Source organism: Microbulbifer sp. A4B17 (assembly GCF_003076275.1).
Classification (GTDB): domain Bacteria; phylum Pseudomonadota; class Gammaproteobacteria; order Pseudomonadales; family Cellvibrionaceae; genus Microbulbifer.
This window is the reverse complement of the sequence record NZ_CP029064.1, coordinates 1020420-1032825: the sequence shown is the minus strand read 5'-3', so window position 1 is coordinate 1032825 and position 12406 is coordinate 1020420. Positions and strand designations below refer to the sequence as shown.

Sequence of the window (12406 nt, the reverse complement as noted above, 5' to 3'; positions counted from 1 at the left end):
GAAACTCTCCCGAAGTGCGGGTCCGTTGCCCCGCAAGTTAACTGATGCAACCCTTATGCCAACTTTCGAAACGGCTTTATTGATTACTCCAGCTAGCATATCCAAGCCCTTCGAGAAAATAGCGAACCATTGCGAGCCTCCGGACAAGCCATGCGCACCAAAACAATGCGCGCAAACCTCGGTTTGAGTAAAAACTGCAATAACTAACAAATCAATTTATCTCGATCTTTTAGTTGGAGTAATAACAGAGCGGGCTTATCGGCAAACTGCAAAACCGCCCGGACTGGCTACTTACATCAGGCTCTCACAATACTTTTGGGCGACTCCCAGTAAGGGGGGCATGCTATGACCGCCACTTCTCAGAGTTCCTGTAACCAGCGAAAACGCTTTTGGATTCCCACGATATTATTTGCCAGCACAGGTTTATTAGCACTTACCACAATGCCACTTTACGGCATTGTCTACGGTTATCATTGGTACCAATGGCTTGCATTCGCATTATTCGGAGCCCTCTGCAGCTTCTCTGTAGCTGCCGGTAATCACAGGCTGTGGTCCCACAAAAGTTATGAGCCCCATTGGTTATTGCGTCTCTTGTTTATCCTGTTCAGTGCAGCAGCGATGCAAAACACCACTTTGAATTGGTGCGCCAGCCACCGCCACCATCATCAATTTATCGACGATAACGATCGAGACCCCTATTCCGCCGGGCGCGGCTTCTGGCTCTCACATATCGACTGGACGATGCGCGAATACTCCAGTAGCTACCCCGATTACAAAAATGTAAAAGATCTTCAGAGGGACAAGCTAATCATGTGGCAACACAATAATTACGCTCCCATCATTATCGCCATGAACCTTGGTATACCCATAATTTTGGGCATCACTACTGGAGATATTCTCGGCATGATGTTGCTGGCCGGAGTATTGCGTCTTGTGGTCAACCATTACACCACTTTTATGATTAACTCTTTTGGGCATATGTGGGGCCGTCGACCCTATAAGGGAGCAATCAGCGCAAGAGATAACAGTTTCCTCAATTTATTTGTTTTTGGCGAGGGCTATCACAATTACCACCACATCTTCCAGATAGATTATCGAAGCGGCATTTACTGGTTCCAATATGATCCAACCAAGTGGTTGATCAAGACATTGAGTTTCGCTGGTCTCACCCGCAATTTAAAAGTCGCTCCTTGCGTACAAATTAAAAAAGCGAAGTTGGACCAGTTTTTCAAACGGGCTAAAGAAAATATTGAAAAGGCCAAAGAAAAAGAAAACTGGCAGAAAATTTTGGACGGAGAGGCTCATGCATTTGCCAGTGCCTTGAGCTGCTGGAAATCCCTGCAGTTTACGCGCAATGGAGTCAAACACGGCCCCCCCCCAGCAAATGGGAACTCGCAGTAATCAAAACCAAAATCAAAATCAAAGAGCTTGATATACTCTTAAAATACAGGGTAAACGGCTGAAAATATTAATTAAAGAGAGTCAGCTCGACAATTTAAGGATCGCTGCTTAGAGCGCCATAATGATGCGCTTACCGGAAATAACAGGTAGTCCTAGCTGCTGGCAAACTCGCGCATGGAAAAGGCGACCCGCTCATCAACATTCTTCCTGAACATCTCTTCATCGAAATTTTCAATAAAGCCTAAGCGCTTGCGCAGGCCAACGCCATTAGCAATTTGGATTGCCAATCCTGGACGCGCATTGGCTTCCAACAGGAGAGGACCCCGTTCACGATCCAGGACAATATCGCACCCCAGATAACCAAGCCCGGTCATTTCGTAACAGCTCGCTGCCAAACGCACCAGCTCATACCAACCAGGAACTTTTAACGCATCAAAGGGGACTTCAGTATCTGGATGCTGGTCGATTCTCAAGCCACGCATTACCGCATGACAGCTTGTGCCCGAGGCTAAATCAATACCCACGCCCACAGCACCCTGGTGCAAATTGGCTTTTCCGTCTGAGGCATGAGTCGAACAGCGCAACATGGCCATCACCGGATAACCACGAAAAACGATAACCCGCACATCAGGCACACCCTCAACGGAGTAGCGATCGAAGACCGGGTCAAAGTCCACCAAGGCCTCCACCATCACCCTGTCAGGTTTGCCACCGAGACTATAGAGGCCGCTGTGAATATTGCTCACGTGCCGCAAAATATCCAGCGCATCAATTTCAGCACCGGATATCTTTTTATATTTATCGCCATTGCGACCGGCAATAACGAGAATACCTTTACCACCCGAGCCCCGTGCCGGCTTGATTACAAACTGCCATAGAGGGTCAATCACCTCCATAACTCGCTTGCGGCTGGCAGGGCTTTCAAATGCCTCGATCAACTCGGGCACAGGAATTCCCGCTTTTTTAGCCGCGCGCTTAGTGTTTAGCTTGTCGTCGACGATGGGATATTTTTTGCGGTCGTTATAGCGCGCAATATAGTCAATATTACGCGCGTTCATCCCTAACACCCCCATGCGGCGCAGGGTCAGCGGAGATACCACGCCGCCGCGAACTTTATTGAAGATATGCTTAACTGAAAACTGCAGCATAACGCCCCCTAGCGAACCAGCGGACGGAAACGCATCAACTCACTGAGTCGATATCCGGTGTAGTTGCCAACCACCAGAATAAAGGCCAGCAATACCAACAGTAACTCGGGGAAGTTGAACGTCCAATGCTCAATATAGCGGTTGGTCATTACCCACCAAGCGAGTATCGCCACTAACAAACTGCCCCCGGACTGCACCACCACTTCGTAGGGACCATCCTCCTCCCACACAATCGACATACGCTCGATAGTCCAGGCGAGGATAATCATCGGGAAGAAAGTCACAGTGAGGGCTTGCTCAATGCCCAGCTTATAACTGACCACACTGATTGCCCCCATTATTATCACCACCGTCACCACAACGGCGGCGATCCTCGACACCAATAGCAAATTGAGCCTACTGAGATAGAACCTCACCCAAAGACCGAGGATCAGGATCAAGGTAAAAATAGCTAAACCGGTAATCAGCTGGGTTTCGATAAAGGCAATTGCCAGCAGTACCGGCATAAAGGTACCGGAGGTACGCAGGCCTACAAATACACGCAGCAGCACCACCACCAGGGCTCCCACAGGTACCAGCAGGATCAGCTTGAAAATACTCTGCTGCTCAATGGGCAAACTGTAGATCGAGAAATCCACCAGCGCATCTTTCTCATCCTTGGTACTGCGCATGGAGACATCGCGAGCCGGGACATCATTGGCAATCACAGAGAAAGTCACCTGAGAATTGCGACCGCCTTCAAGATCCAAAAGACTCTTGCCACCGCGCTGCCAGATAAAAAAGTTCTCCGGCACACCGGGCTGGCCACTGCTGGGCTCAAAGACGATCCAACGCTTACCATCGTAGACCTCAAGCAGATCTTCCGGTGACAATCGACGGCGATCATCCTCCAGGTAGAGACCGCGAATACGGTGGGCAGGGATATCGGCCGTCGCCAATACCAGGAGGGCGACATCCACAAAAGAGCGATCGGCGTAGTGGCGGAAAATCAGGTTGCGATCCTGGTTCTCATCATCATTCAATTCGAACAGTAACTGGGTAGTTAAAGATTCCACATCGGAAGAGCGCTCGCGGGCCTGCTCCACCAGGGAGTAGATCGCCAAACGCACCGCTTCCTGCTCACGCGCTCCGAGGAAAGGCTTTTGTATCTCAGTGCTCAGATCGAGTGGCTGTGCCAATGCAGCGCCGGGGCGCTGGTAGACGTCCAGTTGATAAAAGAGTGATTGGGGACCCCGAGCGGCACGGCGCGACCAAATGGCCCGATAAGCGTCGTCTTCCCGAGCGATATAGAAACCAAATCCGGAGGAGCTGAAAGTTTCCCCCAAAATCTCCATATTGCGCTGTTCACGCGGAAGGGTCAAAGCGGCCTTTACGGGACCGCCATCAGCATCGAAGCCCACTTTAGCTTCAATAGTCCACACAGTGCGGTACTCGCCTGGCAATAGTGGAAAACCTAATTCGAGATTTTTATAAGCTGTAAGCCCAGCTCCCACCAATGCGAGTAATGCCGCAATTACATAAACTTGGACACGCGGCGACATTCGCCATTCCCCGTAAATCTGTGGTTCCAACTAGGAACCCAATTGGATAACTGGCCTATTTAACCCCATCAATTTGGGGTTGGCCCTGGACATTGCGCCGGCTCACATCGACAACAGCGGCATCTTTGAGGAAGTTGCGTCCCAGCAGCATCAATAAATCAGAGCCGCCCTCATCCGTCAGGTTAACTTCAACTTGGTGGGTCACATGCCCAACAGTCAGGTTAAGCTCCACTACCGGCCTGCGCTGGACATCAAAACCCAAGCGCTCAATGCGAACATGGCGTTTGATCGGCAGTTCTACCGATACCGGGTCCATTTTGCTCGACTGTACAATCTGGAACCTGATCCAGTCCCTGCCATCCCGCTCGAACGGAGTCAGCTTCCTGACTCGCAGTGTGGAGGTTGGTGAACCTGTATCGACAACGGATTCCAGAATCAGGCCGGGAGGCTCTATGGCCACTTCTTCTACCGATCCCAAAACCAGTTTGTCTTTGGCAACGGGCACTTCGACTACTTTTTCCACAGTTCGTTCGATTACCCGCTCGACAACCTTCACCTCCGGTTCCGCACAAATCACTTCCGCAGGCTCTGGGCACTGCATTGCCGTATCTGGCGATATTACCGGTGGTACAACTTCCGCTGGTCGAGCGGCCCCGTCCCGCCCCGGATACATCAGTGACTCACAACCGGCGAGCACCGAAAGCGTCAACATTAACCACAGAAGGGAAAATCTCTGCATACCGACCAATTACCTCAAGCCCCATTAGCAATGCCATTCGGACCGCTACAAACGCGCGGTGTTCGCTTATCTGACGGAGAAATTGCTCCCCGCCTCAGGCAAAAGGTCGATATTAGCTCATGAGCGCGGCCACTGCACAGCGATGTCCGCCGAGTCGCCAGACTCAACACTAACAATGTGACATGCCGCCCAGAGTGATCAAGAGTTCTGGACTCAAGGGGCTAGACGCCGATCAGCCCTGCTGCAGGCGCTGGTCGATAGTCTCAAGAATGGCCAGTAATGCCGCGGCGTCATCCCGTCCCTTGAAGAATTCTTCGGCAACCGGGGCGATACCGCACTGGCCCGGCAGGGGCGTCTCACTTTCGATCAGCACCTGCATGCGTGGCAGGAAAATAAATTGAAGCCACTGGGGCAAAGTCAAAGTATCCACACAAAATGGCTCAGTGCTGGCCAGAGCCTCTGCGGGCGGCGCATTATCCTGCCAAATCTGCAGGCTGCGCAGTTCGGACTCAAGAAACAGGAGCTGATCAGCGATTTCAGAATAAATCGGTTGCATAAATCATAAAACCTTTTCGTTTACAGCCGTGATAATACGCAATAGCCCCCTGCTCAATCTGAGCAGCAGTGCAAATACGACGAAAGAAATTCTAAATTTTTCGATTAAAAGGGGGTAGTGAGTTAAGTATTGCCTGGCCATAGCGACGGGTAACCACCCTGCGATCCAACAGGGTAACTGTGCCGCTATCCCCTTCAGCCCGCAGCAGGCGCCCACAGGCCTGTACCAGCTTTAAGGCAGCATCCGGTACCGTGATTTGCATAAATGGATTGCCGCCCTTGGCCTCAATCCACTCCGCCAACGCTGCCTCAATCGGATCATCGGGCACCGCGAAGGGCAGTTTGGCAATAACCACGTGGCGGCAGTAGTCTCCCGGCAAGTCCAATCCCTCGGCAAAACTCGCAAGTCCGAACAGGATACTGCTGCCGCCACCATCGATAATCTCGCGGTGGCTATCCAGCAGTTGCTGGCGGGATTGCTGCCCCTGCATCAGGATTCGATTGCGCCAGGTACCAGGGAGCGCCTCATAAACCGTCTCCATCTGGCGCCGGGAGGAAAACAGGACCAGAGCGCCGCCCTCCCCTTTCAGCAGGTCTGGCAACGTATCGATAATGGAGTCTGTGTGTTGCTCTGCATTGCCTGCGTCCACAGCTTCCGGGGGGACTTGCAGTGTTGCACGGGAAAAGTCGAAAGGACTTGGCACCACCTGATAGCTGGCATTGTCTGGAGTACCCGCACGCATTCGCAGACGATCAAATTTCCCCAGGGCGGTGAGTGTGGCCGAAGTCAGTACCGCACCGTAGCAGCGACGCCACAAGCTGTACTCCAGGGTTTTGCCAGCGAGTATCGGTGAACTACAAACCTCAAAATCTGTAGAGCCGCCCCAATCCACCAGGGTGACCCAACGCGCCTGGGGCAATGCGCCATCAGCATCGGCGCGGGCGTAGTTCGCCCACAACAGAAGGTTAGCCTCAGCGCGCCCATACCAGCTGCCCAGCTGGGGATACCAGCGCTCCAGGTCTGCCAGGGGTACCGGCGAGTGGCCGTCCTCCATCATGCGTTGTGCGGTCTGTAACATCTTGCTGAGCAGGCTTTCCAACTCATCAAAGTCTTCGCGCAGCTTTTCCGCCAGCTGCGACATGGAATCGGGGATTACCCCACCTTCAAAGCGATGGCGGATGGTGTTGCCCCGCTCATCTTCAAATTCACACAGCTCTTCAATCAGCGGCCACATCTGCTCCAACCCCTGCTTGGCAGAAGTGAGAACCGCCGGCAGCTGCTCTCCGCAACGATCGATCTCGGCGCCGTCGCCAATCTCACCCAACATCTGCCCCAGGGCCTTATTGGCTTGATCCAACCAACCGGTGGAAGCCCCTACGCGACTGTGGTGAGAGAAGTGATTGAGAGCCTTATCTGGTAGATGGTGGGCTTCATCGAGCACATAGATGGTCTCTTCCGGAGGGGGAAGGATCGCACCACCACCCAGAGCAAGATCCGCCAACAACAGGTCATGGTTAGCCACGATCACCTGAGTCTTACCCAGGCTCTCCCGAGCGCGAAAAAAACTGCAGTTGGTTACATGGGGGCAGCGACGGCCACTACACTGGCGATGGTCTGTGGTAACCCGACCCCAATCATCCGCCTCAATGGTGTCCGGCCAGTTATCCCGATCGCCATCCCAGGTACCCGATGTCAGGCTATCCGTCATCTTCTGGTAGAGGGCGACACTCTCCGCTTCCACCTGGGGAAGCTCATCTTCATAGAGGCCAAGGGAAAGACCGGTGCCAGAGGCAGAAAAGCTGGACAAGAGTTGATCCAGCTTGGACAGGCAAAGATAGCGGCCACGGCCCTTCGCCAGCGCAAACTCAAATTTGAGCCCGCTGTGACGCGCAACTTCTGGCAGGTCCTTGTGGATAATCTGTTCCTGCAGGGCCACCGTGGCGGTGGATATCACCAGGGTCTTGTCCTGGGCCTGGGCCAGGGGAATAGAGGCGAGAAGGTAGGCAACCGTTTTACCGGTACCGGTGCCCGCCTCAACCACACAGATATGCTCTCCATCGGTCTTATCGCTATCCCGCTCACCGCTGGCATTCTGGGTAATGGCCCCCAGGGAGCGGGCGATGGCAGCCACCATCAGCTTCTGCCCATAGCGGGCTTTCAGTCCTCGGCCGGACAGGAATTGACTATAGGCGCCCTGTATGGCGCTTTTGTGTTTTTCGTTGAGCACTGGGGTGAGGTCTATTAGCTAAGTGGCTGGCGCAGGGGGCGCTATTATCTACTATGCGCCCTCTCCCCACCAGCACCCGGATTCAGCACGGCTCACTCGTAGGCAAGGCGGGACACCACCGGATTGGCATAGGCCTGAATAGCCTTGTCGCGCCAACGCTCGTCAACGTGGGCCATTCGGGCTTCGAACTTTTCCCGCTCCTCTTTATAAGCGGTTGGGTCCCAGGGTCTAGCCGGGAATCCGACTGGCAACTGCGGGGTCTCTCCATAGACCACCTCGTAAGCGATCATATTAGAGGGGTGCAGGGAGTAGTTACCGATAACCTGGCGATCTATTTCTTCCGCCAGACTGTTTACATCGTTAAAATCACCTTCAATCGGCGTGCCGAAGGCGGCATGTACGCGGCCTTTGTGACCGATAATGCCTTTACCGATCGAGGCCAGGTCTTCGTTTTTACCCTTCTTGTACTCGTCCTTGTGCTCGGTGACGTAAATCTCTTTGGCCTTCTGCGCATCGCAAGGATCCCACTCGTAGGAGATAGACACAGGAACTATATGCAACTTACGCCAAAAGTCGGCAAACGGGGTATCCCGATCCTTGGTCATGGCAAACATGGCGCAAAGTGCAGGATTGGTACGATCCATACCGTCTTTAGCGCGACCTGAGCGCTGTGCGATCCACACGTGCTCATTGTCATTGACGATGGAGTGATAGATGTAATTGGACAGTTTTGTTGCCGCCTGAAGCTTCTCACGACGACTACCGGAGCTGCGAACCACGGTGAAGCACTTGTTCAGCTTCATCAGGTCGCTGGCAAACTGCTTGCTGAGGAGGTTGTCACCAATCGCTATGCGGGAAGTCTCGTGCCCTTCGCGAAACATCGCCTGGATCATCAGCGCCGGGTCCATAGCGATATCGCGATGGTTGCTGACAAACAGGCAGGCGCGATCCCTTGGCAGGGTATCCAGGCCAGAAATGCTCAGGCCGGAGGTAGTGCGCCTAATCACCTTTTCCATGTATTTGCCAACAATTTCCTGGAAATCCCGCACATTGTGAACGTTGCGGAGTTCAAAGCGCAGGAACTGGCGCACCATCCAGGCTACGGTGTCCTCCAGTTGTGCCAGTTTGGGAACAAGGAAATGTGCCGCCGCATGGGACATTTCCGGATCGGCGATTAGCCTCTTGATAACCTCGCGCACTTCATCATCGCGATAGGGGCGCATATCCTCGAATTGAGAGGGGTCTAACTCACTTGCTCTCATGAAATACTACCTGTCGAGCCTGCCAGATAGCGGCCCGCACTTATTTGTTTTGCGGCTGTACCAGCCGGGATTACTGGGCGCAGAACATACCGGAAGCGTCGACGAACTGCCAGCACCGGACCCGACCAGATACTTGACCCCAGTGATAAATTCAGTTTCGACGACCAGGTCAGCGTCAAAATGCATGGCGGGTGCGATGATACAAAGTGGACTTCACCGCCCCAAGCTATGAGAATAAGGCTACAACCGTCGCCGACGGCAAAACAACGATAACGAATACGGCGCTAGCCACGCAGTCAAGCAGGAGTTCACCTTGTCTCAATCCAACCCCAGCTCAGAGCCGCGCTCTCCCAGCTTAACGGACGCCCTGATCCCTCTGGGGATTCTCGTCGCCCTGTTGTCACTATCCGTATATTTCTACGGTGCAGACTCCTCCTACGGTCCCAATCAAATAGCGCTATTGCTCTGTGCCTGCGTTGTGGCCCTGATGGGAATGAAGAACGGACACAGCTGGAACGACATGGAAGGCGGGATGCTCCATGGCATTGGCCTGGTATTTGGCGCTATCCTGATCCTACTGTCTGTAGGTGCACTTATCGGTAGCTGGATTCTGGCCGGCACAGTGCCTTCCATGATCTATTACGGCGTGCAGATTCTGTCGCCACAGTGGTTCTACGCCGCCAGCTGTATTATTTGTGCCGTAGTAGGCCTGAGTATTGGCTCCAGCTGGACCACAGCGGGCACCTTGGGTGTGGCACTGATGGGAATCGCCGGCGCACTGGGCCTATCCCTCGAGGTCACTGCCGGAGCAGTAATCTCTGGCGCCTACTTCGGCGATAAGATGTCCCCGCTATCTGACACCACCAACGTGGCCGCAGCGGTAACATCCAATGATCTGTTCCAGCATATTCGTCATATGATGTCCACAGCGATCCCGGCCTTCGCGATCGCCCTGGCGGTTTTCGCTTTCCTGGGTTTTACCTCTGAAGCCAGTTCTGCCTCCGCAACTGATATCGAATCATTGCTCACCGCCCTTAGCAGCGAGTTCAAAATTTCCCTGGTTAGCCTGCTGCCTTTGGTCTTGTTGCTAGCAATGGCTTGGCGCAAAGTCCCCGCTTTCCCAACATTGATCATTGGCTCCCTGGTTGGCTGTGCCATCGCACTGATTTTCGAACCAGAAGCCGCCCGTCGCCTCGGTGGCGGCGAAGGCGCACTGGCCCCCCTGAAGGGAGCCTGGTACAGCCTGTTCGACGGCTATAAGTCCACTTCCACCAACGAGAACGTGGCTGCATTGCTGTCCAAAGGCGGTATGAGCAGCATGCTCAACACCGTATGGCTGATCACCTCCGCCATGGCCTTCGGCGGAGCTATGGAGCGGGCCGGATTCCTACAGGTCATCGTCCAGGGAGTTTTGTCACTGGTTAAAACAGTGGGCGGCCTGGTAACTGCCACCGTATTCACCTGCTTTGGCATGAACCTGGCCGCTGGCGATCAATACATGGCGATTATTATTCCAGGCCGTATGTTCCGCGAAGCCTTCAAGGAAAAGGGCCTGCACGGGCTTAACTTGTCCCGCACCCTCGAGGATTCTGGCACCATCACCTCAGTGCTGATTCCCTGGAATACTTGCGGAGCCTTTATGGCTGCAACGCTGGGTATTGCTACCTGGCAGTATTTACCTTTTGCCCTATTCAATATTATCTGCCCCCTGTTGGCGATCGCCTATGGCTGGTTGCACTTTAAACAGAAGCCCATTTCTGTAGCGGCTACGGCATCTTAAGGAAATAGATAAACCCCCTATGAGTGAAAGCGGTACCCTAAGCGCCCTGATCGAGCAGGCTGATTTCAAATTGCGCTGGTTCGATCTGGGCCGGCGCTTGCAGTCGGTTTCAAAATCCACTGCGGCAGCCTTCGAAGCAGGTCTGGCTCCCTGGCCACACCCATACTTGCGCCAGGCCTGGACAGGCCTGCTACTGCAACCGGCCGAAGGCGGTGAACCCATCGTCTGGTTCCTGCGCTTTCCGCTGGACGAGCAGGGCAAGCTGCAACTTCAAGCCCGGGATGGATTGCTTCGCGCTCTGGCACAGGAGCTCAAGCAGGGGCCCGCTTCTGAATCTGCTATGCAACTGGACCAGCTGCTGCAGCAAAGTGGCTTGCTGTTTACCCCGTCAACTGAGCGGCAGGCAGCATTCCACTCCCAAACAGCGCTTCTGCTGGGCCGCCAGCCCAGCGAACATTACGAGTCTGTCCTGCGCTATTTTGGCGACCCGGAAAATCACCGCTGGGATAATCTTGCATTGCAAGGTATCGCCGACCTTGCAGCCCGCTGGGAAAAAGAGAGCGCCCTTTTATTGCGCCAGATCGGCAAAGTAGCGGCTCCGGTGTTTATTAACCTCTGCCATTGCATGGAAAACCAGTCAGTCGACCACCGTCTCGCCACTGCCATTATTGAGCGGGCTGAACAGGAGCTGTCAGCAAGCACACCGGATATATCTGTCGTTGCAGCTGCAGTCAGGGCTATCTCCCACTCCCCAGCTGTTGGGTTAAGGCAGGCATTTATACAGTCACTTTTGGCTGAGAGTATCAGCAACCAGAATAAAGAATTGCTGGCCGCAATGGGCAGCCGCTGCGTCGCAGATTTAGAGCTGCCGGAACTGGCCAGCCTATGGGTTGGCAAACTGGCCGAGATCGCTGAGCAACAGACTTTTAATTTGTTGCTCTCTGACTTAATGTTCATTCCACAAGTGCGAACAGCTTTATTAACCGGGCTGCGTGACCCGGCAAGGAAAGAAAGTCTTGCAGTAGCGTTTGGCAACTTTCTGCATGGACCCAAGCCAACGCACTAAAGAGGAAGGAAGTAACTACCCCCCTTCCAGGGCAGCCCCGTCAATAAAAAAATACATTCGCGACTAAGAATTTTTTTGTAGAAAAAATTCTTAGTCGCGAAGTCGATTTATTTACACGTCAAAAAATTAAAGCTCCACCCCATCCAGCTGTATTGGCGACCAAAATAATAATTCTTAGCGTGCTTCCCCGGTAATCGGCACCACCAAATCTTTGCACGTAGAATAAACCATCAAAAATCACCACTGAAAAATGGCGAGACAAACCACATTGTTTAAAAAACCCATTATTTAAGTAGTTTTTTCAAATAAATTGGCGCGCCTCTTTTCATAACTTGATCATTGACAGACATTTATACTCAACGCCTATTACACTCAAATAGGCGGTACCTTTGTAGAACAGATTTTACAAAGCTGACCAACAGGTGACGTTTTATTGGCTATGCTAATGGCTAACATCAACGGAAAGGAGTTAGGGGATGAATTTCACTCCAGCCAAGTACTTAATTGGAATTATCAGTGCACTGGTTCTTGCAGGTTGCTGTAGCCCTCCGGCACCTCCAGCTTACTGCCCTCCTGGCGCTGAACAAATTCCTCTATCCATGGCTTGTCCTGCAGATGCCGACTGCTGGATGGCTTCAGACAGAGTGCGCTGCATGAAGGTGGTCAAGTAAAATCTTTTCTTGCAC

Annotated in this window: 10 protein-coding genes; 4 read left to right on the top strand and 6 right to left on the bottom strand. The window is 53.1% G+C overall.

Annotated features, from left to right (window positions below; genetic code table 11):
- Positions 1 to 345: 345 nt before the first annotated feature.
- On the top strand, positions 346 to 1401 hold the full coding sequence (locus BTJ40_RS04545) for a fatty acid desaturase (RefSeq protein ID WP_238152134.1): 1056 nt from the start codon (positions 346 to 348) through the stop codon (positions 1399 to 1401).
- Positions 1402 to 1553: 152 nt separating this feature from the next.
- Here BTJ40_RS04545 and BTJ40_RS04540 read toward each other — a convergent pair whose 3' ends face one another.
- From BTJ40_RS04540 to BTJ40_RS04515, 6 genes are all read right to left on the bottom strand, one after another.
- Positions 1554 to 2549 (bottom strand): alpha-L-glutamate ligase-like protein, encoded by a 996-nt coding sequence (locus BTJ40_RS04540; RefSeq protein WP_108731980.1) that lies wholly within the window; start codon positions 2547 to 2549, stop codon positions 1554 to 1556.
- Between the two features lie 8 nt (positions 2550 to 2557).
- Positions 2558 to 4090, bottom strand: coding sequence for an inactive transglutaminase family protein (locus BTJ40_RS04535; RefSeq protein WP_108731979.1), 1533 nt, complete (start codon positions 4088 to 4090; stop codon positions 2558 to 2560).
- 55 nt (positions 4091 to 4145) lie between these two features.
- On the bottom strand, positions 4146 to 4829 hold the full coding sequence (locus BTJ40_RS04530) for a RimK/LysX family protein (protein WP_108731978.1): 684 nt from the start codon (positions 4827 to 4829) through the stop codon (positions 4146 to 4148).
- A 232-nt stretch (positions 4830 to 5061) separates the two neighbouring features.
- Positions 5062 to 5385: a YqcC family protein gene (locus BTJ40_RS04525; RefSeq protein WP_108731977.1), complete on the bottom strand. Its 324-nt coding sequence runs from the start codon at positions 5383 to 5385 to the stop codon at positions 5062 to 5064.
- A gap of 91 nt (positions 5386 to 5476) precedes the next feature.
- A complete protein-coding gene (dinG, locus tag BTJ40_RS04520) occupies positions 5477 to 7612 on the bottom strand; it encodes an ATP-dependent DNA helicase DinG (protein ID WP_108731976.1) in 2136 nt (711 codons plus the stop codon).
- A gap of 92 nt (positions 7613 to 7704) precedes the next feature.
- Positions 7705 to 8874 carry a 1-acyl-sn-glycerol-3-phosphate acyltransferase gene (locus tag BTJ40_RS04515; RefSeq protein WP_108731975.1) on the bottom strand — a complete coding sequence of 390 codons (1170 nt, stop codon included), beginning with the start codon at positions 8872 to 8874 and terminating at the stop codon, positions 7705 to 7707.
- Between the two features lie 313 nt (positions 8875 to 9187).
- On the opposite strand from BTJ40_RS04515, the gene nhaC reads away from it, so the two are divergent.
- The 3 genes from nhaC to BTJ40_RS22120 all read left to right on the top strand — a co-directional run bounded on the left by nhaC (position 9188) and on the right by BTJ40_RS22120 (position 12391).
- Entirely contained in the window at positions 9188 to 10654 is a 1467-nt protein-coding gene (nhaC, locus tag BTJ40_RS04510; RefSeq protein WP_108731974.1) for a Na+/H+ antiporter NhaC, read from the top strand.
- Between the two features lie 19 nt (positions 10655 to 10673).
- Positions 10674 to 11720 (top strand): DUF3549 family protein, encoded by a 1047-nt coding sequence (locus BTJ40_RS04505; RefSeq protein ID WP_108731973.1) that lies wholly within the window; start codon positions 10674 to 10676, stop codon positions 11718 to 11720.
- A 476-nt stretch (positions 11721 to 12196) separates the two neighbouring features.
- Positions 12197 to 12391, top strand: coding sequence for a hypothetical protein (locus BTJ40_RS22120; protein ID WP_157533369.1), 195 nt, complete (start codon positions 12197 to 12199; stop codon positions 12389 to 12391).
- Positions 12392 to 12406: the final 15 nt, after the last annotated feature.